Source organism: Streptosporangium sp. NPDC049046 (assembly GCF_040649155.1).
GTDB lineage: Bacteria > Actinomycetota > Actinomycetes > Streptosporangiales > Streptosporangiaceae > Streptosporangium.
The window spans coordinates 243,308-264,417 of sequence record NZ_JBEZEZ010000006.1 but is presented as its reverse complement, the minus strand read 5'-3'; the positions used below and the strand labels follow the sequence as shown (position 1 = coordinate 264,417).

At 70.1% G+C, this 21,110-nt stretch carries 21 protein-coding genes, 1 tRNA gene, 1 pseudogene and 2 riboswitches; of the genes and pseudogenes, 15 read left to right on the top strand and 8 right to left on the bottom strand.

Going from position 1 to position 21,110, the window contains the following annotated elements:
• Nucleotides 1–124 precede the first annotated feature (124 nt).
• The 5 genes from AB0B96_RS10915 to AB0B96_RS10895 form a co-directional block, all read right to left on the bottom strand.
• The gene (locus AB0B96_RS10915) at nucleotides 125–322 is read right to left on the bottom strand and encodes a hypothetical protein (protein WP_362897647.1); all 198 of its coding nucleotides are present in this window, start codon (nucleotides 320–322) and stop codon (nucleotides 125–127) included.
• Nucleotides 323–434: 112 nt separating this feature from the next.
• Complete coding sequence (locus AB0B96_RS10910; protein WP_362897645.1) at nucleotides 435–1,121, bottom strand: nucleotidyl transferase AbiEii/AbiGii toxin family protein; 687 nt, start codon at nucleotides 1,119–1,121, stop codon at nucleotides 435–437.
• Nucleotides 1,118–1,516 carry a hypothetical protein gene (locus AB0B96_RS10905; RefSeq protein ID WP_362897643.1) on the bottom strand — a complete coding sequence of 133 codons (399 nt, stop codon included), beginning with the start codon at nucleotides 1,514–1,516 and terminating at the stop codon, nucleotides 1,118–1,120. Before AB0B96_RS10905 ends, AB0B96_RS10910 begins: the two co-directional genes overlap by 4 nt.
• A gap of 72 nt (nucleotides 1,517–1,588) precedes the next feature.
• Nucleotides 1,589–2,368, bottom strand: coding sequence for a hypothetical protein (locus tag AB0B96_RS10900; protein ID WP_362897641.1), 780 nt, complete (start codon nucleotides 2,366–2,368; stop codon nucleotides 1,589–1,591).
• A gap of 136 nt (nucleotides 2,369–2,504) precedes the next feature.
• A complete protein-coding gene (locus tag AB0B96_RS10895; RefSeq protein WP_362897639.1) occupies nucleotides 2,505–3,227 on the bottom strand; it encodes an FCD domain-containing protein in 723 nt (240 codons plus the stop codon).
• 87 nt (nucleotides 3,228–3,314) lie between these two features.
• On the opposite strand from AB0B96_RS10895, the gene AB0B96_RS10890 reads away from it, so the two are divergent.
• The 8 genes from AB0B96_RS10890 to AB0B96_RS10855 all read left to right on the top strand — a co-directional run bounded on the left by AB0B96_RS10890 (nucleotide 3,315) and on the right by AB0B96_RS10855 (nucleotide 13,161).
• Nucleotides 3,315–4,658: a glutamine synthetase family protein gene (locus AB0B96_RS10890; protein ID WP_362897637.1), complete on the top strand. Its 1,344-nt coding sequence runs from the start codon at nucleotides 3,315–3,317 to the stop codon at nucleotides 4,656–4,658.
• 2 nt (nucleotides 4,659–4,660) lie between these two features.
• Nucleotides 4,661–6,007: an aldehyde dehydrogenase family protein gene (locus AB0B96_RS10885; RefSeq protein ID WP_362897635.1), complete on the top strand. Its 1,347-nt coding sequence runs from the start codon at nucleotides 4,661–4,663 to the stop codon at nucleotides 6,005–6,007.
• Nucleotides 6,008–6,012: 5 nt separating this feature from the next.
• Nucleotides 6,013–6,777 (top strand): 3-oxoacyl-ACP reductase, encoded by a 765-nt coding sequence (locus AB0B96_RS10880; protein WP_362897633.1) that lies wholly within the window; start codon nucleotides 6,013–6,015, stop codon nucleotides 6,775–6,777.
• Between the two features lie 136 nt (nucleotides 6,778–6,913).
• Nucleotides 6,914–7,609, top strand: a complete 696-nt coding sequence (locus AB0B96_RS10875; protein WP_362897631.1) for a gamma-glutamyl-gamma-aminobutyrate hydrolase family protein — start codon at nucleotides 6,914–6,916, stop codon at nucleotides 7,607–7,609.
• A 73-nt stretch (nucleotides 7,610–7,682) separates the two neighbouring features.
• Nucleotides 7,683–7,781: riboswitch (glycine riboswitch) on the top strand.
• Nucleotides 7,782–7,876, top strand: a riboswitch (glycine riboswitch). It abuts the riboswitch before it with no gap.
• 33 nt (nucleotides 7,877–7,909) lie between these two features.
• Nucleotides 7,910–9,001: a glycine cleavage system aminomethyltransferase GcvT gene (gene gcvT, locus AB0B96_RS10870; RefSeq protein ID WP_362897629.1), complete on the top strand. Its 1,092-nt coding sequence runs from the start codon at nucleotides 7,910–7,912 to the stop codon at nucleotides 8,999–9,001.
• Nucleotides 8,998–9,387, top strand: a complete 390-nt coding sequence (gcvH, locus tag AB0B96_RS10865; RefSeq protein ID WP_350949822.1) for a glycine cleavage system protein GcvH — start codon at nucleotides 8,998–9,000, stop codon at nucleotides 9,385–9,387. The genes gcvT and gcvH overlap by 4 nt, the downstream gene beginning before the upstream one ends.
• Before the next feature lie 72 nt (nucleotides 9,388–9,459).
• Complete coding sequence (locus tag AB0B96_RS10860; RefSeq protein WP_362897627.1) at nucleotides 9,460–10,836, top strand: L-serine ammonia-lyase; 1,377 nt, start codon at nucleotides 9,460–9,462, stop codon at nucleotides 10,834–10,836.
• Between the two features lie 141 nt (nucleotides 10,837–10,977).
• On the top strand, nucleotides 10,978–13,161 hold the full coding sequence (locus AB0B96_RS10855; protein ID WP_362897625.1) for a hypothetical protein: 2,184 nt from the start codon (nucleotides 10,978–10,980) through the stop codon (nucleotides 13,159–13,161).
• 227 nt (nucleotides 13,162–13,388) lie between these two features.
• Here the strand turns inward: AB0B96_RS10855 and AB0B96_RS10850 are convergent, their stop codons facing one another.
• The gene (locus tag AB0B96_RS10850; protein ID WP_362897623.1) at nucleotides 13,389–14,045 is read right to left on the bottom strand and encodes a DUF6286 domain-containing protein; all 657 of its coding nucleotides are present in this window, start codon (nucleotides 14,043–14,045) and stop codon (nucleotides 13,389–13,391) included.
• A gap of 149 nt (nucleotides 14,046–14,194) precedes the next feature.
• On the opposite strand from AB0B96_RS10850, the gene AB0B96_RS10845 reads away from it, so the two are divergent.
• A complete protein-coding gene (locus AB0B96_RS10845) occupies nucleotides 14,195–15,388 on the top strand; it encodes an amino acid deaminase/aldolase (RefSeq protein WP_362897621.1) in 1,194 nt (397 codons plus the stop codon).
• 107 nt (nucleotides 15,389–15,495) lie between these two features.
• Here AB0B96_RS10845 and AB0B96_RS10840 read toward each other — a convergent pair whose 3' ends face one another.
• Both AB0B96_RS10840 and AB0B96_RS10835 read right to left on the bottom strand, forming a co-directional pair.
• Complete coding sequence (locus AB0B96_RS10840) at nucleotides 15,496–15,993, bottom strand: hypothetical protein (protein ID WP_362897619.1); 498 nt, start codon at nucleotides 15,991–15,993, stop codon at nucleotides 15,496–15,498.
• Nucleotides 15,994–16,122: 129 nt separating this feature from the next.
• Complete coding sequence (locus AB0B96_RS10835) at nucleotides 16,123–16,455, bottom strand: DUF3618 domain-containing protein (RefSeq protein WP_350949828.1); 333 nt, start codon at nucleotides 16,453–16,455, stop codon at nucleotides 16,123–16,125.
• A gap of 111 nt (nucleotides 16,456–16,566) precedes the next feature.
• On the opposite strand from AB0B96_RS10835, the gene bcp reads away from it, so the two are divergent.
• The 6 genes and pseudogenes from bcp to AB0B96_RS10805 all read left to right on the top strand — a co-directional run bounded on the left by bcp (nucleotide 16,567) and on the right by AB0B96_RS10805 (nucleotide 20,866).
• Nucleotides 16,567–17,031 (top strand): thioredoxin-dependent thiol peroxidase, encoded by a 465-nt coding sequence (gene bcp, locus AB0B96_RS10830; protein WP_350949829.1) that lies wholly within the window; start codon nucleotides 16,567–16,569, stop codon nucleotides 17,029–17,031.
• Between the two features lie 104 nt (nucleotides 17,032–17,135).
• Nucleotides 17,136–17,543 (top strand): annotated as a pseudogene (locus AB0B96_RS10825) (HNH endonuclease signature motif containing protein); the annotation flags it as partial.
• A 28-nt stretch (nucleotides 17,544–17,571) separates the two neighbouring features.
• A tRNA-Leu gene (locus tag AB0B96_RS10820) sits at nucleotides 17,572–17,644 on the top strand.
• Between the two features lie 748 nt (nucleotides 17,645–18,392).
• The gene (locus AB0B96_RS10815; protein WP_362897617.1) at nucleotides 18,393–19,592 is read left to right on the top strand and encodes a sensor histidine kinase; all 1,200 of its coding nucleotides are present in this window, start codon (nucleotides 18,393–18,395) and stop codon (nucleotides 19,590–19,592) included.
• Between the two features lie 23 nt (nucleotides 19,593–19,615).
• On the top strand, nucleotides 19,616–20,278 hold the full coding sequence (locus tag AB0B96_RS10810) for a response regulator transcription factor (protein ID WP_350949859.1): 663 nt from the start codon (nucleotides 19,616–19,618) through the stop codon (nucleotides 20,276–20,278).
• Nucleotides 20,279–20,287: 9 nt separating this feature from the next.
• The gene (locus AB0B96_RS10805; protein ID WP_362897615.1) at nucleotides 20,288–20,866 is read left to right on the top strand and encodes a DUF1707 domain-containing protein; all 579 of its coding nucleotides are present in this window, start codon (nucleotides 20,288–20,290) and stop codon (nucleotides 20,864–20,866) included.
• Nucleotides 20,867–21,110 lie beyond the last annotated feature (244 nt).

Sequence of the window (21,110 nt, the reverse complement as noted above, 5' to 3'; positions counted from 1 at the left end):
TGAGATGAAAACGATGACGTCAATGTAGGTTGACACCCTCGAGGGTGTCAACCTACATTGACGTCATGCGCCGGAAAACCGATCGGAAGGGACTTGGCGAGCGGCAGGACACCCGGGGCGGGAGTCAGCGGCGGCGGACGCCGTACTCCCTGCGCATCTCCGCGACGGTGTCCAGGATCTCGTCCTTGGTCTTCAGAAGCTTCGCCTCGGCCTCCTCCGTCCTCGCCTCGGCCACCTTGCGGCGGTCACCCACCCGACCGGCCAGCTTCAGCTTGGCCTTGGCCTTCATTTCACGCAGGTTGAGCTTCTCCATAAGACCCATGATCAGCACCCTTCGGCAGAGAGGACCCTCACCTGCCCCGCGAGAGGCCGGGTATGCGTCACAGGAGCCCCTCACCCTCCTTGGGTCACCGGCCTCACCGGTTCAGGTCTTCTCAGTCGGGGTCGGGAACGTCGTCGTAGTCGACGTCGCCCTCCTCGGCGCGGCGGAGGCCGATGTCCTCCACCCAGGCGCGGGCGAACCGGCGGATCTCCGTGATCCGCTCGTCGTCCACGCCGTAGGCCTCGAAGTCCTCGTCCGCGATCAGGTCGACGAACTCCAGCCTCATCACCAGCTCGGCGAGCTCGAACTCCTCGTTGTGCAGGCGGGCGAGGTGTTCGAGCTCACGGAAGCCGTACAGGTGGGAGATCGAGGCGATGTCGATGACGTCGCGGGCGAGGCTGCGCTCGTGCAGGGCCCGCATCTTCAGGCCGACCGCGTCGTCCAGGGAGACGACGGAGATGTCGCCGACGATCACGGGCTGCTGCTGGAACGCCTCCCTGAGCAGGTCGAACTCGCAGCTCTGCTCGGTCACCGGGTCGCTGACCACGAGGCGGCCCATCCGGGGCGTCACCTCCGTCATGGTGACCTCCAGCCCGGCCTGCCTGAACGCCTCGGCCATTCCCTCCGCGACCTCGGGCAGCGGCGTCTCGGCGGCGGTGGCGAAGTCGAGGTCGTCGCTCGGGCGCTCGGTGAAGCCGTGGGCGTTCATCGCGTACCCGCCCGCCAGGACCAGCCCGAACCTGCCGCAGGCGGGTAGCGCGGCCTCCAGCATCCGCTGCTGGAACGGAGGCAGGATCACCGCTCCCACCCCGGCGCCGCGGCACCCGTCCCGGTTTCCGCCTCGGCGCCACGATCCGCCTCGACGCCCGTCCCGGTGCCCCACCCCAGGGCGGTGATCTTGGTCTCCCAGGCCCTCCGGTAACTCGGCCCGATGCCCCGGCGCAGGGTCGGCCAGTCGGCGACGAGATGCTCGGCGTTCAGATACGACTCGGCGTCGGAGCGGCCACCGCCGGTGATGACCGTGCGGTAGAGGCTCATCCGTAGCAGCGGGTTCACCAGATCGAACTCGGTGAGCCCGGACCAGCCGAGGTGGACGGGCAGGGCGACCGTCCCCGTCGCCGGGCCGCGCAGGTCGGCCAGCGATTCCGGGACGCGCCGCTCCACGCCGTCCCATCGGGAAGGAAGCGTACTCACGTCCCCCAGTATGCCCGCCGTTCGCCCGAGGTCCACGGGGCGCGCGGGCCCACGACGGACTCGGCGGCGGGCTCAGTGACGGGAACGAAGGCGGGTGGAGGGGAGGTCGTGGCGGCCGGAGAGGAACTCCTGGAAGGCGATCTTCCCGCGGATCACCGGGCGACGCCAGCGCTCCTCGCGGCCCTCCGCCCTCGCCATCTTGCGGGGCTGCGGACGCCGGGAGCCCGGCGCGAAGAACCAGTGGGCCCAGGGCGATCCCGGGCGGGCGAGCCGTATCGCGCCGGCCACCAGGAGGACCGGGACGAACAGCCCGACGAGCCCCGTCCAGATCTTGCCCTTGAGCAACGTGATCACGGCGAGCACGAGGTTGGTCACGATGAAGGAGATCGTGAGCCACATGCCCGGGGACTCGCCGGCGTAGTCCTCCCAGCCGAGGGGACGCAGGCCGATCAGGAGCAGGGCGGTGACCGCGACGGCGACGAACACGGCGTCGACCGAGGCTCTGCCCTCCTCCTCCCAGTAGACGTCGTGCAGGTGCAGGATGAGCGCGAACTCGTCCAGGATCAGGGCGGCCCCGGCGCCGAAGACGGCCGCCGTCACCGCGTACCAGCCTTCCGAGACCCCCGAGACGATGAGGCCGGCCACCCCGCCGAGCAGGGTGAGCACCACGCCGAACACCACGTGGTGGATGTGCATCTCGCCGACGTTGACGTTGCCGAACCAGCCGATCCTGGCACGGATGAGCCGGACGTTGATCCTGGTGAGCAGGAAGACGACGATCAGCGCGACGAAGAAACAGAACAGCGGCAGCCGCCCTGTGTCCATGATCCGCTCTCGGAACAAATCCCCCACCGTCCCCCAGGCTATGCGAGGAACACCGCAGGATCGGCGCGGGAGTCACCCGGCGTCACGACGGCACGGCGGTCTCCCCGGGCGCCCGCGAGGCGCCGTACGAAGCACAGGCCGCCCGTACGAGGCGCGCCGCGCGTCAGGCGAGGAAACCCCGCAGCAGCGCCGCGGTCCCCTCAAGGTGCTCGGCCACGGCGCGGCGCGCGGCCTCGGGGTCCCCGGCCAGGATGGCCGTCACGATCGCCTGGTGCTGGAGGGAGGCGTGCTCGATGTTGCGCTGGAGCACCGGGATCGCGTTGAGCAGGTCGGTGACCCGGAGCCTGGCGTCGGCGCAGGCCCCGGCGAGCAGGGCGGAGCCGGTGAGCTCGGCGATGGCGAGGTGGAAGGCCGTGTCGAGGCGGCGGTAGTCCTCGGGGCCCGCCGAGTTGACCTCGCGCAGCCTCTCGCGCAGGGTTTCGCGCCGCTCCGGGGTGAGGGGGGTGGTGGCGAGCACCTGGGCCGCGCCGCACTCGACCGCCATCCTGAAGGTGAGGGCGTCGGACAGGTCGTCGGTGCCCATGTCGGCCACGGCCCGGCGCAGGTCGTCCCGGTGCGGCTGCGGCGGGACGTTGTGGGTGAGGAAGGCGCCGCCGTACCGGCCGCGGCGGACCTCCAGATAGCCCGCCTCCTGCAGCTCGCGGATGGCCTCGCGCAGGGTGACCCTGCTGATGCCGAGCTGGGCGGCGAGCTCCCGCTCGGGCGGCAGTTTCTCCGACACCAGCCCCAGCTTGATGACCTGGAGCAGACGCTCCACCGTCTCCTCGAACGCGTTGCCGGCCCGCACCGGCCGCAACACGGCCGTCAACCGCGACAGCTCGTCCAATTATCTCCTCCGGCCCTTGACAACGCTCCCCCCGCTGCACGTCAATGGTCTAACACTAGCCCAATAAGACCCCGACGAGGAGGGCGTGTGGACGTCACCGAGCTTCAGGACGAGGTGCGGGCGGGGCGGATCGACACCGTACTGCTGGCGGTCGTCGACATGCAGGGCCGCCTCCAGGGCAAACGCCTGTCGGGGCGCTACTTCCTGGAGGAGGTGCTGCGGCACGCCTCCGAGGGCTGCAACTACCTGCTCGCGGTCGACGTCGACATGAACACGGTCGACGGCTACGCCATGTCGTCCTGGGAGCGCGGATACGGCGACTTTGTCATGAAACCCGATATGTCCACCCTGCGCCGCGTGCCGTGGCAGGAGGGGACGGCCCTGGTGATGGCCGACCTGGTGTGGGAGGACGGCTCCGACGTGACCGCCTCGCCGCGCCAGATCCTGCGCAGGCAGCTCGCCAGGCTGGACGAGCGGGGCTGGGGCGCCTTCGTCGGCACCGAGCTGGAGTTCGTCGTCTTCGGCGACACCTACGAGGACGCCTGGCGCCGCGGCTACCGCGACCTGACCCCCGCCAACCTCTACAACGTCGACTACTCCCTCCTCGGCACCGCGAGGGTCGAGCCGCTGCTGCGCAGGATCAGGCTCGGCATGGAGGGCGCGGGCATGTACGTCGAGTCGGCCAAGGGCGAGTGCAACCTCGGCCAGCACGAGATCGCCTTCCGCTTCGCCGAGGCCCTGGCCAGCTGCGACAACCACTCGATCTACAAGAACGGCGCCAAGGAGATCGCCTCCCAGGAGGGCATGGCGATCACCTTCATGGCCAAGCCGAACCAGCGCGAGGGCAACTCCTGCCACATCCACATCTCGCTCAGGGACGCGGGCGGGGAGCCGGTGATGGCCGGTTCCGGGCCGCACGGGCTGTCGGCGACGGGAGCGCACTTCATCGCCGGGCAGATCGCGCTGATGCGCGAGCTCACCCTGCTGTACGCGCCGAACATCAACTCCTACAAGCGGTACGTGCAGGGCAGCTTCGCCCCCACCGCGGTCAAGTGGGGCGTGGACAACCGGACGTGCGCGTTGCGCCTGGTCGGCCACGGCCCATCGCTGCGGATCGAGAACCGGGTCCCCGGCGGCGACGTGAACCCCTACCTGGCGGTCTCGGCGCTGATCGCGGCCGGCCTGCACGGTGTCGAGAACGAGCTGCCGCTTGAGGACGCCTTCACGGGGAACGCCTACTCCTCGGGCGCGGAGACCGTGCCGAGCACGCTGCGCGACGCGCTGGAGCTCTGGGAGACCTCCGAGTTCGCGGCGGACGCCTTCGGTGAGGACGTCGTGGCGCACTACGCGAACAACGCCCGGGTCGAGCTCACCGCCTTCGACGCGGCGGTGACCGACTGGGAGCTTTTCCGGGGATTCGAACGGATGTGAATGTGAAGATCATCAATCCGGCGACGGAAGAGGCGGTCGCCGAGATCGAGATGGCCGACGCCGCCGAGATCGACAGGGCCGTGGAGCGTGCCGGGCGCGCCTTCGCGCACTGGCGGAACGTCGCGCCGGGAGACCGTGCCCGGCTGCTGCGCCGTTTCGCCTCGCTGGTGCGCGAGCACGCCGAGGAGCTCGCCCTGCTGGAGGTCGCCAACGCCGGGCACACGATCGGCAACGCCCGCTGGGAGGCGGGCAACGTCGCCGACGTGCTCGACTTCTACGCGGGGGCGCCCGAGCGCGACCACGGCCTGCAGATCCCGGTGCCCGGCGGACTGGACGTCACCTTCAGGGAACCGCTGGGCGTCGTCGGCGTGATCGTGCCGTGGAACTTCCCGATGGTCATCATGACCTGGGGGGCGGCCCCGGCGCTGGCCGCGGGCAACACCGTGATCGTCAAGCCCGCCGAGTGGACGCCGCTCACCGCCCTGCGGGTGGCCGAGCTGGCGCTGGCCGCCGGCCTGCCCGAGGGGGTGTTGCAGGTCCTGCCGGGGGCCGGGGAGGTCGCGGGTGCCCGGCTGGTCGAGCACCCGGGGGTGGCGAAGATCGTGTTCACCGGCTCGACCGAGGTCGGCAAGCAGATCGCCGCCACCTGCGCCGGACAGGTCAAGCGGCTCACCCTGGAACTGGGCGGCAAGAGCGCCAACGTGGTCTTCGCCGACGCCGACCTGGAGAAGGCCGCGGCGACCGCGCCGTACGCGGTGTTCGACAACGCGGGCCAGGACTGCTGCGCGCGCTCCCGGATCCTGGTCGAGCGCTCGGTCCACGACGAGTTCCTCGCGCGGTTCGGCGAGGCGGTGCTGAACGTCCGAGTCGGCGACCCCCGCGACGAGGCCACCGAGATGGGCCCGCTGATCAGCGCCGAGCACAGGGAACGGGTGGCCTCCTTCGTCACCGAACCGCCCCACCTACGGGGCGTGTGCCCGTCGGGGCCGGGGTTCTGGTTCCCGCCGACGGTCCTGACGCCCCGGTCGGCCGACGACCGGGCGTTCACCGAGGAGATCTTCGGCCCCGTGGTGTCGGTGGTGCCGTTCGACGACGAGGCGGACGCCGTACGGATCGCCAACGACACCCCGTACGGCCTGAGCGGGTCCATCTGGACCCGCGACGTCGGCCGGGCGCTCCGGGTCGCCAGAGCGGTGGAGGCGGGCAACCTCAGCGTCAACTCGCATTCGAGCGTCCGCTACTGGACCCCGTTCGGCGGTTTCAAGCAGTCGGGCCTCGGCCGCGAGCTGGGTCCCGACGCCCTGTCAGCGTTCACCGAGACCAAGAACGTCTTCATTTCCGAGGAGTAGAAGCGATGCTGCGTTTGCAGGACAGGGTCGCCGTCATCACCGGCGCCGGAAGCGGGATCGGCCTCGCCACCGCGCGCCGGTTCGCCGCGGAAGGCGCCCGCGTCGTGTGCGTGGACCTGGACGAGACGACCGGTCCGGCGGCCGCCGAGGAGGTCGGGGGGCTGTTCGTGCGGGCCGACGTGACCGACGAGGACGACGTCGCCCGGGTGTTCCAGACCGCGTTCGACACCTACGGCAGCGTGGACATCGCGTTCAACAACGCGGGCATCTCGCCGCCCGAGGACGACTCGATCCTGGAGACCGGCATCGACGCCTGGCGCCGGGTCCAGGAGGTGAACCTCACCTCGGTCTACCTGTGCTGCAAGCACGCCATCCCGTACATGCGGCGGCAGGGCAAGGGGTCGATCATCAACACCGCGTCGTTCGTCGCCGTGATGGGGTCGGCGACGAGCCAGATCTCCTACACCGCCTCCAAGGGCGGGGTGCTCGCCATGTCCCGCGAGCTGGGCGTGCAGTTCGCCCGCGAGGGGATCCGGGTGAACGCGCTGTGCCCGGGGCCGGTGAACACGCCGCTGCTGCAGGAATTGTTCGCCAAGGACCCCGAGCGGGCGCAGCGCCGCCTCGTCCACATCCCGGTGGGCCGCTTCGCCGAGGCGTCCGAGATCGCCGCCGCGGTGGCGTTCCTCGCCTCGGACGACGCGAGCTTCATCACCGGCTCCGAGTTCCTGGTGGACGGCGGCATCTCCGGCGCGTACGTCACCCCGCTGTAGACCCGCTGCAGACCTCGCCCCGCCACCTTCGCGACCGGCGGTGGCGGGATTTGCCCAGGCCATACCCCGGCCCCGATAACGTGCGAGGACGTGGGCCCATCTCCCATGTCCCCGGCCTCCGCGTGAGAAAGAGATCATGTCCCGTCCCGTCATCGGCATCACCTGCTACGTCGAGCCCGCGCGCTTCACCGTCTGGGAGACGACCACCGCGCTCCTGCCGTACGACTACGTCGACCACGTGGCCCGCGCGGGCGGGCAGCCGGTGATCCTGCCCCCGGCGGGCGACCCCTGGGCGCTGGTGGGGCGCCTGGACGGCCTGATCCTGGCCGGTGGCGGTGACGTCGGCCCCGAGCGGTACGGGCGGGAGCCGCACGAGCGGACCGGCTACGTCCGGCCGTTCCGCGACGACGCCGAGCTGGGACTGGTCGAGGCGGCGCTGGAGCGGGGCACACCCTTCCTGGGGATCTGCAGGGGCATGCAGATCCTGAACGTCTCGCTGGGCGGCAGCCTCCACCAGCACCTGCCCGACGTGGTCGGCCACGCCGGGCACGCCCCGGCCCCCGGCCGGTACGGCAGGATGCCGGTGCGGCTCGCCCCCGGCAGCCACACCTCGAAGATCTTCGGGACCGAGACCGTGGAGGTGGCCCACTACCACCACCAGGCCCTCGACCGGCTCGCCGAGGGCCTGACCGTGACCGCCCACGCCGAGGACGGCACGGTCGAGGCCGTGGAGGTGGACGGCCACCCCTTCGCCGTCGCCGTCCAGTGGCACCCCGAGACCGACGACGAGTCGGCCCTGTTCGAGGCGCTGATCCGGCACGCCACCCCCTGACCGGCGCGGATCGGGGCCGCGAGGGGATTTCGCTCGGCCGGTGCGGGCGGTTAGGCTGGCCGACGACACCGATGAACCCCGTGCGGGAGAGCGTCCTGACAGCCAGGCCAGGACCCCTGAAGGAGCAAGCCCTCCCCGCGAACCTCTCAAGGCAAAGGACCGTGCGGGTAGGTGCCCTCTGGAAAGCAGGTCCCACGACCTCGCCGAAGGTGAAAGTCCGGTAAAACCCGGATGAAACTCTCAGGCACCCACGACAGAGGGGGAGGATGCTCTCATCTGTCCCTTGTCTGAGGTGCGCACATGTCCCGACCTACGCCGCTGCGCGGCGTCCACGAGTCCCTCGGCGCGACGCTGACCGACTTCGCGGGCTGGCTGATGCCGCTCCGCTACGGCAGCGAGTCGGCCGAGCACAACGCGGTCCGCCAGGCGGCCGGCCTGTTCGACCTCTCCCACATGGGGGAGATCTTCGTGACGGGGCCGCAGGCCGCCGAAGCCCTCGACTACGCGCTGGTCGGCCACCTCTCCGCGCTGGAGCCCGGCCGCGCCCGCTACACGATGATCGTCGACGCCGAGGGCGGCGTGCTGGACGACCTGATCGTCTACCGGCTCGCCCCCGCCGAGTTCATGGTCGTCGCCAACGCCTCCAACTACCCCCGGGTGGCCGCCGAGCTGACCGGCCGCGCCAAGGGCTTCGACGCCGCGGTGGAGGACCGCTCCGAGCGGTACGCGCTGGTCGCGGTCCAGGGTCCGCGCTCCGTGGAGATCCTGGGCTCGCTCACCGACGCCGACCTCGAAGGGCTCAGGTACTACGCCGGCCTGCCCGCCGTCGTCGCCGGTCGCGAGGCCCTCGTCGCCCGTACCGGATACACCGGCGAGGACGGCTTCGAGCTGTTCGTCGCGGCCGAGGACGCCGAGCCGCTCTGGGCCGCCCTCACCGAGGCGGGCGCGCCGCACGGCCTGATCCCCGCGGGCCTGTCCGCCCGCGACACCCTCCGTCTGGAGGCCGGGATGCCGCTGTACGGCAACGAACTGTCGGCCGCCCTGACCCCGTTCGACGCCGGGCTCGGCCGTGTGGTGAGGTTTGACAAACCGGGCGACTTCGTCGGCCGGGCCGCCCTCGAATCCCTCAAGGACGTCCCGCCGTCCCGCCGCCTGGTCGGCCTCGTCGCGACCGGCCGCCGGGTGCCCCGGCACGGGTATCCGGTGGTGGTCGCCGGTGACGGCGAGGTCGTCGGCGAGGTCACCAGCGGGGCGCCCTCCCAGTCACTGGGCAGGCCCATCGCGATGGCCTACGTGGACAACGGCCTGTCGTCAGGACTGGCCGTCGACATCAGGGGCAGCCACGAGCCGGTCGAGGTCGTCGCACTGCCTTTCTACAGGAGGAAAAAATGAGCAGCATTCCCGAGGACCTGCACTACACCAAGGAACACGAGTGGATCTCCGGCATCGATGACGGCCTCACCCTCACCGTGGGCATCACCGCCTACGCCGCCGAGGCGCTGGGTGACGTGGTCTACGTGCAGGTGCCCGAGGTCGGCGCGACGGTCGCCTCCGGTGACGCCGTCGGCGAGGTCGAGTCGACCAAGTCGGTGAGCGACATCTTCGCGCCGGTCGACGGCGAGGTCGTGGAGGTCAACCAGGCCGTCGTGGACGACCCCTCGCTGGTCAACAGCGACTCCTACGGTGAGGGCTGGCTGTTCCGCGTACGTCTTGAGGGCTCCGCCGACGACCTGTTGTCGCCCGAGGAGTACGCCGCGCTCACCTCGGGTGAGTCCTAAGCCTTTCCCCGCTCGCGTCACGGTCACGCGCGCCGGAGGGCGCGCGTGGCCGTCCACGCTGGAAGGATTCAGATGACGATCAGCGTCTTCGATCTCTTCAAGATCGGAATCGGCCCGTCCAGCTCGCACACCGGCGGCCCGATGGCCGCCGCCCACAAGTTCGCCCGCGGCCTCCACCAGGACGGGCTGCTGGAGAAGACGGCCCGGGTGCGCGCCGTCCTGTACGGCTCGCTGGGCCTGACCGGCAAGGGCCACGGCAGCGACAAGGCCGTGCTGCTCGGCCTGTCCGGCGAGAAGCCCGAGCTCGTCGACGTCGACGCGGTCGAGGGCCGGCTCGCCGCCATGCGCGAGTCGGGCACCATCTCCCTGTACGGCTCGCGCGAGATCCCCTTCGTCGTCGGCGAGGACCTCGTCTTCGAACGCAAGATCTCGCTCCCCGGCCACCCCAACGGCATGCGCTTCACCGCCCTGTCCGAGTCCGGCGAGACGGTCCGCGAGAAGGTCTACTACTCGGTCGGCGGCGGCTTCGTCGTCGACGAGAACGCCACCGGCGCCGACCGGATCAAAGCCGACGACACCGTCCTGCCCCACCCCTTCACCACGGCCGCCGAACTGCTCGCCCAGTGCGCGGAGACCGGGCTGTCCATCTCCGGGTTGATGCTGGAGAACGAGCAGGCGTTCGGCCGCACCGAGGCCGAGGTTCGCGACCGATTGCTCGTCCTGTGGCAGGTCATGAGCGAGTGCGTGCGGCGCGGCATCGACAAGGAGGGCATGCTGCCCGGCGGCCTGAAGGTCCGCCGCCGCGCCCACCAGCTCCACCGGCAGCTGCGCAGCGAGTCGGGAGAAAAGGACTCGCTGCAGACGATGGACTGGGTCTCGCTCTTCGCCCTCGCGGTCAACGAGGAGAACGCCGCCGGCGGCCGGATCGTCACCGCGCCCACCAACGGCGCCGCGGGCATCATCCCGGCCGTGCTCACCTACTACGACCGCTTCACGAAGGACGCCGACGACGAGGGCGTGATCCGCTTCCTGCTCACCGCCGGGGCGATCGGCGTGCTGTTCAAGGAGAACGCCTCCATCTCGGGCGCCGAGGTCGGCTGCCAGGGCGAGGTCGGCTCGGCCTGCTCGATGGCCGCCGCCGGGCTCACCGAGGTGATGGGTGGCACCCCCGAGCAGGTCGAGAACGCCGCCGAGATCGGCATCGAGCACAACCTGGGGCTCACCTGCGACCCGATCGGCGGCCTGGTGCAGATCCCGTGCATCGAACGCAACGCGGTCGCCTCGATCAAGGCCATCGCCGCCGCCAGGATCGCGATGCGCGGCGACGGCCGTCACTTCGTCTCGCTGGACAAGGCCATCAAGACGATGCGCGACACCGGCCGCGACATGCTCGACAAGTACAAGGAGACCAGCCGGGGAGGGCTCGCGGTGAACGTCATCGAGTGCTGACCTCGGAGTTTGGGCGGTGGGGCCTCTGACGGGCGCGCGGGAGACTCGGGACCGCGGAACCTTGACGACATACAACTCGATCGCTACCAAATTTCGCATCACGTGCAGCCTCCTCCGATCCCACGCCTATGCTGGGTGGCCATGCGCGGGATTCGGGAGGTCGCGGTGGTCACGGGAACGCCCCCGGCAAGCCGCTCCCGCCGCTCCCGCCGCTCTCCTGCTCCGGAGACTCCTTCCCGCTCCCTGCGGACGCTCCGCTTCCTCGGATCGCACTGGCTCTTCATCACCGCCCTGCTCGCGGGTGGCGGCCTGCGCCTCCTCGCCATGCTCGGCTACCGGCCCGCCCTGTGGTTCTGGGCCGACTCCTTCGTCTACCTGAACGCCGGGCTCGCCCCCCGCCCCCTGGAGTCCCGCCCCGCGGGTTACTCGCTGTTCCTGTGGATCCTCAAGCCGCTGTCCAGCATCCCCGCGGTGGTCGCGGTGCAGCACCTGCTCGGACTGGTCGTGGCCGTCTGCGTCTACCTGCTGCTGCGCAGGCTGGGCGGGCTGCCGGGGTGGGGTGCGACGCTCGCCGCGCTGCCGGTGCTGTTCGACGCCTACCAGATCCAGCTCGAACACCTCGTCATGGCGGACCTGCTCTTCCAGTTCCTCGCGGTGCTCGCGGTCACGCTGCTGCTGTGGCGGCGACGCCCGGCGGCGTGGGTCGCCGCGCTGGCCGGGGCGCTGCTCGCCGCGGCGACCGTCACCCGCACGATCGGGTTGCCGCTCATCGCCGTGGCGCTGGTCTGCATGGTGATCCGCCGAGCCGGGTGGCGGGCGGTCCTCTCCGCGACGCTCGCCGCCGCGATCGGCCTGGGCTCGTACGCGGCCTGGTTCAGGGCCGAGCACGGCAGTTTCGCTCTGACCAGGGGAAACACCTTCCTCTGGGCCCGGACGATGACCTTCGCCGACTGCGCCGCAATCCAGCCGGCCGGCCCCGAGGCGGCCCTGTGTCCCGTCGAGCCGCTGGGGCAGCGCGCGGCGCCGCCCGTCTACATCTGGGACGGCGAGTCGCCGCTGAACAAGGTCAAGGGCAGCTGGGCCGAGCGCGACGCCCTCGCGGGCGCCTTCGCCACCCAGGCGATCATGGCCCAGCCGTTCGACTTCCTGCGGGCGGGTCTGGAGGACGCGGCCCACATCTTCGACTGGACTCGGCGCGTCTACCCGGCTCCCGGCCCGCAGAGCGCCTACGTCTTCCCCGACACCGTGCGGCCCTTCACCTCCGGTGCCGCCTCGCAGGGCAAGACCGCAGAGCAGCTGACCGTGGCCTACCAGGGCTCGTCGGGAGCGCCGACGATGGCCGAACCCTACGCGGGCCTGCTGCGTAACTACCAGGAGTACGGCTTCGTGCGGGGTCCGTACCTCGCGGTGATCCTGCTGGTCGGCCTGGTCGGCGTGCTGATGCGGTTGCGAAGGTTCGGCGGCGCGGTGCTGCTGCCCTGGGCGGCGGGGACGATACTGCTCATCCTGCCGCCCTTCATCGCGGCCTTCGACCACCGCTACGTCGTCCCCGCCCTCCCGCTGCTCTGCCTGGCCGCCGGACTGGCCTTCGGCGTCAGGCACGAGAAGCACGAGGAGAGGGCGCCCGAGGTCGCGGCGGGAAGAGCGGACGAGGAGTCTTCGGACGAGGGACCCGGCGACGAGGACCCCTCGCACGGCGCGACGGCCGAGCGACCGGTGTACGCGAGCCCCTTCGACGAGACGGCGCACGGGTCGTACGACGGGCGGGCTCCCGAGGAGAGCACGTCCGCGAGGACCTCGTACGGCGAGGCGGCGGACCGGCCGAGGTACGGCACGACGGGCGAGACACCCGCGTACGGAAACACGGCGGACCGGATGGTGTACGGAGGGACGGGTGAGCGCCCGGCCTACGGGGAGCCGGAGCGACGGTCGGCGTACGGGGCGACGGATGAACGACCCGTGTACGGGGGGACAGGCGAACGGTCGGCGTACGGAGGCGCGAGTGAGCGGTCGGCGTACGGAGGCACGGCAGGCTCGCCGGAGTACGGGGAGTCAGCGGCGGCGAACGTGAAGGCGAACCACCACGCCGAGTTCTACCTCCCCGAGCGCCCGTCGGACCTTCCCCACCGCGTCTCTGTTCAGCCGGGACACGAGTCTGCCGACATCGGTCGCGGGCGCGCAGCCCACCCCGATGCGCAGCCGCTCGTGCCGTACGTACCTGACGCGGACACGAGTGAGCCCTTCGACTTCTTTAAGAGCGACTCCAAGCATGGCGGTCCCCGTCCCGGTCCGCCTGCCCCACCGTCCCCATCCCAGGGCGTGTAGCAGCCACCGCAGCGCCGCGAGAGCGAGCGTCACCAGCAGCAGCGCGACCAGCCAGCCCGGCAACGGATGCGCGGCCAGCCACCCGGGGAACCCTCGGGGCACGAGCCTGGCACCGGGCGCCTGTCCCGGCAGGTCACCGCGTCCCCGCAGGAAGGCGTAGAGCCCGGCGCACACCAGCACCGTCCCCGTGACGGCCAGGCCGATCCGGTTGCCCAGGTAGGGCCTCATCAGGCCCCCTTCCTGCGCAGCCGTACGACGACCTCTCCCGCGCACATCGCGCCCAGGCCCCCGAGCCGGTCGCCCACCGCCGCACCCACCCGGCGCAGCACGGGGCCTGTCCGCTCGGCGTCGGTGAACACGGTGACCTCGACGATCCGCGACGTGAGCCGGACCCGTGCCCCGTTCACCTCCTCAACCGACTCGGCGGCCTCCCGCAGCGTGCGGCGGAGTCCGGACCTGGTGATGCCGATCACCATGTGCGGGTCTCCCGCCTCCAGCGGCACCAGCCGTGACCGCCCCGGCAGCGCGGCGAGCGCGAGCATCACCAGGCCCACCGCGACGGCGAGCGCCGAGGCGGCGAACACGGCGGGATCCGACCAGTTCCACGCGCCGACGCCCTTGACGATCCGCCGGTAGGGCACCCGCGCGAGCGGAGAGTCCATGAGCAGGCCCACCGTCACCGCGGCCGAGGCCGCCAGCACGGCGGACACCGTCAGCGCGGTGGGGACACCCGCGAGGGTCCTGCCCGGCCTGAGCATCCGCACCGACCTGCGCCGGACGTCCTGGAACCGCTCAGCCCCCGCCTTGCCTCCCGAGCCCGCGGTGTTCCCCGCGGCACCGGTGCCCCCCGAGCCCGCCAGGACGTCCTGGAGAGTAGTCGTCATCCGGCCATGTGTACGCGTTCCTGCAGGGCCGGGCCGGGGATCAACCGCCCACTTGCACGATCTTGAGCCCTCCCTGGGGGGAGCATTGATCACCGACAGGGCAACATGAACAATACTCATCTTTGTCGTATCGGAGTTATCCTGCGGACATGGACGACCGCCAGCGCTACGACCGGGCCACAGCGCACCTGGACCCTCCCTTCGCCGTCCTCGACCTGCGGGCCCTGCGCGCCAACGCCGAAGGCATGGCCCGCCGCGCCCGGGGCAAGCCGATCAGGGTCGCCAGCAAGTCCATCAGGTCCCGAGCCGTGCTCGAACGCGTCCTCGCCATGGACGGCTTCACCGGGATCATGGCCTTCACCCTCCCCGAAGCCCTCTGGCTCGTCTCCACCGGGATGCGCGACGTGCTCGTCGCCTACCCCACCGTCGACCGCGCCGCGCTCGCCGAACTCGCCGCCGAGCCGATCGCGGCGCGGGAGATCACGATCATGGTGGACCGGGTCGAGCACCTGGACCTCGTCGAATCCGCCGTCGCCGGAGTTCGCGACCGCCACGAGATCCGGCTCTGCCTGGACGTCGACGCCGGCTACCTCGCCCTCGGCGGCCGGTTCAGGGCGGGCGTCCGCCGCTCCCCTGTCCGCGAGGTCGACCAGGCCGCCGACCTCGCCACCGAGATCGCCAAAAGGCCCGGCTTCCGGCTCGTGGGCCTGATGGCGTACGAGGCCCAGATCGCCGGGGTCGGCGACGACCCGCCGGGCAACCCCGCCCTCACCCGGGCCGTCCGCCTGATGCAGGCCAGGTCCCGCCGCGAGCTGATCACCCGCAGGGGCCGGATCGTCCAGGCCGTCCGCCAGGTCACCGACCTGGAGTTCGTCAACGCCGGCGGCACCGGCAGCATCGAGAAGACCACCGAGGAGAAGGCCGTCACCGAGATCGCGGCCGGATCCGGTTTCTTCCATCCCCGCCTGTTCGACTTCTACCGGGGATTCACCGGCCGGCCCGCCGCCCTGTTCGCCCTGCCCGTCGTACGCCGCCCCGCCCCCGGCGTCGTCACCGTCCTCGGCGGCGGCTACCCCGCCTCCGGCGCCCCCGGCGACGACCGTCTGCCCCAGCCCTACCTGCCGTGCGGACTGCGCTACGACTCCAACGAAGGGGCCGGGGAGGTCCAGACCCCCCTCGTCGGGCAGGCCGCGGAAGACCTGCGCATCGGCGACCGGGTCTGGTTCCGGCACGCCAAGGCGGGCGAGCTCTGCGAGCGCTTCGCGAGCCTGCACCTGATCGACGGGGACGAGGTCGTGGACGAGGTCCCCACCTACCGAGGCGAGGGCCGCACCTTCCTCTGACGCGAAACGGGCACCCGCCGTCTCACCGGCGAGTGCCCGTTCCCCTCACATCTCGGTCCCGTCCTCCGGGCCCGATGGCCCGCGGTGCTCCCGGCCTCGGAGAGATCTCAGAAGCCCAGGTCGAGCTCTTCCCACCTGCTGCACTTGTAGGTCGACCAGGTACGGTACTTGACCTGGCAGGTCTTGACCCGCACCTCGCTCACGTCGTGCGCCGTGACGCGGAAGCGCTTGGTGTCGTCGTAGCTGCACAGCCTGTCGCGCTTGGCAACGTCCCAGTCCTCGTCCTCGGACGAGGTGACCTGCACCTCGACGTAGGCGCAGCGACCCCCCTGGCGGAGGGTGCGCCTGTCACCGTCGTACAGTTCGCCCCGCAGCCTGAAGGTGTTGTCCTCCTCGTCGTCACCCCTGACCGAGTACACGGCCTCAAACGTGGCCAAGCCGTTCCTGGACTCCTGCTCGAAGCTGTCGTCGAAGTCTCGCGCCGAGGACGCCGAGGAGGCGGCCGAGGCGGACGTCGGTGTCGCGGCGAAGGCGGCCGGAGCCACGGTCAGCATGACGCCCGTGGTCGCCACCACCGCGATCGCAGCGCGAATGATGTTTTTCATGGATTTACCCCTCCTTTTTCCTACTCGCGATGGTCCGCGAGCGGGAAAAAGGTCACATGAGTAAACCCCTACTCAATTCCGGGCAGCCGATCGGTCACCGGCGACATTCGCTCCCCCGGCCGGTGACGGTCAGCGACGACGGCGCCGCCACAGCATGACCACCGCGCCGAGCGCCAGCGCCGCCCCCACCCCGATCAGGATCGGCGCCAGGTCCGGCCGCTCGTCCGCCCACAGGTCCTCGGGCTCGCCGGCGAGCCTGACCGGCTTCGGCCCCGCCGCGCCCCCCACCAGGTCACCGACCTGAGCGGCGAGATGCTCCGCGTTCGCCCGGACCTTCGCCACACCACGCGCCGCGACCCGCTTGGGGCTCACCCGGTCCGCGATGGCGTCCACCGTCTGGGCCAACTCCGCGCGCGTGCGCTCGATCTGTCGTTCCAACTCCGCGGGATCGGTGTCCGCCATGGCTATCCTCCCCTACTCCTTGACATTGATCAGTCTGTCAGGTCCTACCTACCCACGGCACTTCGGGCAGGCCGGTAAGTTGACCGGGGAACCATTCCTCGGAGGAACACCATGAAACTTGAGCCGGGCGACGCCGCCCCGGACTTCACCCTTCCCGCCGCCGACGGCACCACCGTGTCGCTGGAGAGCCACCGCGGTAAGCGCGTCATCCTCTACTTCTATCCCGCCGCGATGACCCCGGGCTGCACCAAGCAGGCCTGCGACTTCCGCGACAGCCTCGCCTCGCTCACCTCGGCCGGATTCGTCGTGCTCGGCGTCTCGAAGGACAGCCCGGCCAAGCTCGCCAAGTTCGTCGAGCACGACGCCCTCACCTTCCCGCTCCTGTCCGACCCCTCCCTTGAGGTCCACAAGGCCTACGACGCGTACGGGGAGAAGACGATGTACGGCAAGACGACCCTCGGGGTCATCCGCTCCACCTTCGTCATCGACGCGGACGGCAAGATCGAGAAGGCCCTCTACAACGTGAAAGCGACCGGCCACGTGGCCCGCCTCCGCCGCGAACTAGGCGTCGACTGACACCCGATTTTCGCCATTTAATATGACATGAGCACGCCCCAAGAATTGTCGGTCCCATTACCTAGACTTGGGGCGTGCCCACCAAATACAAATACACCCCGGAAATGCTGGCGGAGGCCGCGGCCGCATCCCTCAGCATCGCCGACGTTCTCCGCCGCCTCGGCATCACCATCGCGGGCGGCAACCACGCTCATATCAGCCGCCAACTGAAGCGCTTCGGAATCGACACCTCGCACTTTCGCAGGGTCTCCCCCAACAGAGGGAAGCCCTCGCCGCGACGCAGTCGTCCGGAACAGGTTCTCGCCATGCGACCGGAGGGCGGTCCACGCCCGGACCCCGGGCAGCTCAGGCGCTGCCTGATCGAGACCGGGATGCCATACCGCTGCGCGGGATGTAGGATCGAGGGCGCCTGGCGAGGTCAGGCATTGACGCTGCACGTTGACCATATCAATGGCAACTGGCTGGACAACAGAAAAGAAAACCTGCGTTTTCTCTGCCCCAATTGCCATTCACAGACAGAGAATTTTGCAGGAAAAAATAGGGGTCGTAGCCCAACGGTAGAGGCAACGGTTTTAGGTACCGTCCAGAGCGGGTTCGAATCCCGTCGACCCCACAAAACAATCAAGAATCAATCGATCGACATAAAGTCGACAGACACCAGCGTGACAATATCGGCCCAGGATCTATTTTTCATAGAATACTGTCGGAGCGAAAGACGCTTCGCGTCGAGATCCGCGGTCATACGCAGAGCCATTCAATTACTGCGCGAATCCGTCCTCGCGGAGGACCGTGCCGTCGCGTCCGATCCGGCGGGTTGAGGCCGGGGACGCGCGTTCGGCCGGCTTCGCCGTGGGTGGTGCTTCGGTGAGTCGCCCGCGTGGGCCCGGATCGACCGCCCGAGGGACCGGCGTCGCCCGGTGCCGCACGAGACGGCACGATGTTCACCGCCGGACGGGAAGACCCTCGTGGATCCGCACGGGTAAGCGGGTAGGCAGGTGAGCGAGCAAGCCGACGATCCCGGTGAGGCCGCCGAAGCGTCCGAGAAGGCGCCGAGCGGTATGCGGCGAGGGAGCTCTGTCCGATGTGGCGGCTATCCGTCGCGGCGGGGGAACGGGAGAGAAAACGTCAGGTCGCGCGGCCTGTCTTCTTAGCCGCGCGACCCGGCGTCGTTGTGATTGATCACCACAAACTATCTCCCTTTACTCACCCCGGAGGGCGCTCCCAGAAACCATGGTGCCCCAAAGACCGTAAAGGCTGTGTAAGCCAAGCCGAATGTGCGGCTCGATGTGCGACCTGAGTCGTACATCGACCTCCACCTTGAGGGGGAAGGGCTCTGATCTGCGCATACGTATCGTAGTGATGTGTTCGGCAGATTGCGCGCCTGGAGCGTGCGCCATCCCAGGATCACGGACGCCCTGTGGCTGACCCCGTTCCTGCTGGTCTCGCTGCTCAATGTCTGGGCCGTCGGGGTGGTCGACCTGGTGGCCTGGGGGGCGGAGAGGCTGGGGCTGTGGGGGTTCGCGGGGCTGACGCTGCTGTTGTTCGTGCCGCTGTTCTGGATGCGCGAGCGTCCGGTCGCGGTCTTCGCGATCGTCTCGTTCGCCTCGTTCCTCCAGTGGCTCGCCGGGGTTCCGCCCCTGTTCTTCAACGTCTCCGTGCTCGTCGCCATGTACGGGGTGGCGTCGCGGCGCCCGCTGCGCTGGGCGGTCGGGGCGGGGCTGGTGGTGGAGCTGGGGTTGTTCCTGGTGTTCGGGCGGGTGCCTCAGGGACTTGACCTGCGTGCCTTCGCCACGGCCTCGGCGTTCGCGGCCGCGATCTGGATGACGGGGATCTACGCGAACACCCGCCGCCGTTATCTGGAGGGTCTGGAGGAGCGGGCCGAGCGAGCGGAACGCGATCGCGATCAGCAGGCCAGGCTGGCGGCGGCCGCGGAGCGGGCCAGGATCGCCCGTGAGCTGCACGACGTGGTCGCGCACAACGTGAGTGTGATCATCGTTCAGGCCGACGGGGCGGGGTACGCGATCGACCGCGATCCTGAACAGGCGCGCAGGGCGATGGAGGCGGTCTCGGCCACGGGCCGCAGGGCTCTGGCGGAGATGCGGCGGATGGTGGGCGTGTTGCGGGCCGACGGTGTCCAGGAGGAGTACGCTCCGCAGCCGAGCCTGTCGCAGTTGGACGATCTGGTGACGCAGGTGCGGGAGTCGGGTTTGCCGGTGGAGTTGCGGGTGTCCGGTGTTCCCGCGGAGCTTCCCGAGGGGGAGCAGCTCACGGTTTACCGGATCGTTCAGGAGGCGCTCACCAATACCCTCAAACACGGTGGCCCGGACAGCAGGGCCACGGTGGAGATGGAGTACGGCGTGCGGGAGCTGCTCGTGCGGGTGACCGACGATGGTCGTGGCGCGGCGACGCCGGAGCGTGAGGGTGGGCACGGCCTGGTCGGCATGCGCGAGCGGGTCGCGATGTTCGGCGGGAGTGTGAAGGCGAGCCCCGTTCCCGGTGGCGGGTTCCAGGTGGTGGCGCGGCTGCCGATCGGCGATACCGGGGCGGGGCGGGCGGCTTGACGGAGCACACGGTGGGTGACCAGGTGATTCGGGTGATGCTGGTCGACGATCAGGAGTTGCTGCGCACCGGTTTCCGCATGGTTCTCGACGCCCATCCCGGCATCGAGGTCGTCGCGGAGGCGGGTAACGGGGCCGCGGCGGTGGAGGCGGTGCGGACGGTCGCCGTGGACGTGGTGCTGATGGACGTGCGGATGCCGGTGATGGACGGGGTGGAGGCGACGCGGCTGATCCGTTCGACGGCCGGTGGGCCTCGGGTGCTGATCCTGACCACGTTCGATCTGGACGAGTACGCGTTCGCGGCGTTGAAGGCGGGCGCGTCGGGGTTCCTGCTGAAGGATGTGCCGCCCGCCGATCTGGTGAGCGCGATCCAGTCGGTGCACAGCGGGGACGCGGTGGTGGCGCCGAGTACGACGCGGCGGCTGCTGGAGCGTTTCGCGGTGCATCTCCCCTCCGCGGTGGCCGAGCCGGCGGTGCTGACCGGGCTGACCGCGCGGGAGCGGGAGGTGCTGGTGTTGGTGGCGAGGGGGTTGTCGAACACGGAGATCGCCGGTCGTCTGGAGCTGGCGGAGGCGACGGTCAAGACGCATCTGGGCCGGATCCTGGCGAAGCTGAGCCTGCGGGATCGAGCACAGGTCGTCGTATATGCCTATGAATCGGGAATCGTAACCCCGCATTCCGCCGATTAGCATCGTCGTATGACGAACCTTGACGGTCGGCTCCGCGCGTCGCACTCCGATCGTGACGCGGTCATCGAGCGGTTGCGCGTGGCCACCGGAGAGGGACGGCTCTCCCTGGAGGAACTGGAGGAGCGGATCGAGCGGACGCAGGCGGCGAGGACGTACGACGACCTGAGGGCCATCACTGCCGACCTGCCGCGAGACGACGCGGGGCTCGCCATGCTGGGCACCGGGGGTGCCGGGGGCGTCGGAAGCGGAGTCCTGGAGCTGCAAACGAAGTACGGGGCGGTGCAGCAGAAGGACTACTGGGTGGTGCCCGCGCGCATCGTGGCGAGTTGCGGCTCGGGCAGCGTGAAGATCGACTTCACCGGGGCCGTGTGCTCGCACCGCGAGGTGTTGCTGGAGGCGACCTGCGGGATGGGCAACATCCTGGTGATCGTGCCACGGGGGTGGACCGTGCGGATCGACTCTCTCACGACGAACATGGGCACGATCACCAACAAGGCCACCGAACCGGGACACCCTGACGCGCCGGTGCTGCGTGTCACCGGCAAGGTCGGCCTGGGCACCTTGAAGATCAAATACCCGCGGAGGTAATACCGGTTGAGGGCCGGGAACCTTCCCCGCCGGAGACAGGAACCGCGCGAGTCTCCCCGTCGGACACGAGAACCGCACGAGCCTTGGCCGAAGGCGAGAGCCTCGGCCGGAGACAGAGCCCCGGGTCGGGGGCGAGAGCCCCGGGTCGGGGGCGAGAGCCCCGGGTCGGGGGCGAGAGCCCCGGGTCGGGGGCGAGAGCCCCGGGAGAACCCCGCTGGATCAGAAACCCGCGAGCGCCCCGGCC

Coding starts and splice junctions, on each gene's coding strand:
- bcp (WP_350949829.1), top strand. CDS start 16,567: ATGAAACTTGAGCCGGGCGACGCCGCCCCGGACTTCACCCTTCCCGCC.
- AB0B96_RS10805 (WP_362897615.1), top strand. CDS start 20,288: ATGACGAACCTTGACGGTCGGCTCCGCGCGTCGCACTCCGATCGTGAC.
- AB0B96_RS10875 (WP_362897631.1), top strand. CDS start 6,914: ATGTCCCGTCCCGTCATCGGCATCACCTGCTACGTCGAGCCCGCGCGC.
- AB0B96_RS10835 (WP_350949828.1), bottom strand. CDS start 16,455: ATGGCGGACACCGATCCCGCGGAGTTGGAACGACAGATCGAGCGCACG.
- AB0B96_RS10840 (WP_362897619.1), bottom strand. CDS start 15,993: ATGAAAAACATCATTCGCGCTGCGATCGCGGTGGTGGCGACCACGGGC.
- AB0B96_RS10860 (WP_362897627.1), top strand. CDS start 9,460: ATGACGATCAGCGTCTTCGATCTCTTCAAGATCGGAATCGGCCCGTCC.
- AB0B96_RS10880 (WP_362897633.1), top strand. CDS start 6,013: ATGCTGCGTTTGCAGGACAGGGTCGCCGTCATCACCGGCGCCGGAAGC.
- gcvT (WP_362897629.1), top strand. CDS start 7,910: ATGTCCCGACCTACGCCGCTGCGCGGCGTCCACGAGTCCCTCGGCGCG.
- AB0B96_RS10845 (WP_362897621.1), top strand. CDS start 14,195: ATGGACGACCGCCAGCGCTACGACCGGGCCACAGCGCACCTGGACCCT.
- gcvH (WP_350949822.1), top strand. CDS start 8,998: ATGAGCAGCATTCCCGAGGACCTGCACTACACCAAGGAACACGAGTGG.
- AB0B96_RS10855 (WP_362897625.1), top strand. CDS start 10,978: ATGCGCGGGATTCGGGAGGTCGCGGTGGTCACGGGAACGCCCCCGGCA.
- AB0B96_RS10850 (WP_362897623.1), bottom strand. CDS start 14,045: ATGACGACTACTCTCCAGGACGTCCTGGCGGGCTCGGGGGGCACCGGT.
- AB0B96_RS10915 (WP_362897647.1), bottom strand. CDS start 322: ATGGGTCTTATGGAGAAGCTCAACCTGCGTGAAATGAAGGCCAAGGCC.